The organism is Pseudomonas juntendi (genome assembly GCF_009932375.1).
GTDB lineage: Bacteria > Pseudomonadota > Gammaproteobacteria > Pseudomonadales > Pseudomonadaceae > Aquipseudomonas > Aquipseudomonas juntendi.
On sequence record NZ_BLJG01000169.1, the window covers coordinates 1 to 333 of the forward strand.

The following is a 333-nucleotide window of genomic DNA, read 5'->3' on the forward strand; positions in this document are numbered from 1 at the left end:
TCGGCCGCAAGTCGACCCTGGTCGCCTCGCTGCTGTTGATGGGTGTGTCCACCACGGCCATCGGCGTGCTGCCAGGCTATGACAGCATCGGTGTATGGGCACCGATCATCCTTTGCCTGCTGCGCTTTGGCCAAGGCCTGGGCTTGGGCGGCGAATGGGGCGGCGCGGCGCTGCTGGCCACCGAAAACGCCCCGGAGGGCAAGCGCGCCTGGTTCGGCATGTTCCCGCAATTGGGGCCATCAATCGGCTTCCTGGCGGCCAACGGCCTGTTCCTGACCTTGGCCCTGACCCTGAGCGACGAGCAGTTCCGTGAGTGGGGCTGGCGTATCCCGT

General features: G+C 66.7%; 1 protein-coding gene. It reads left to right on the forward strand.

Going from position 1 to position 333, the window contains the following annotated elements:
• The coding region (locus tag GYA94_RS20215) for an MFS transporter (protein WP_161892960.1) at positions 1-333 on the forward strand (333 nt) is incomplete at both ends.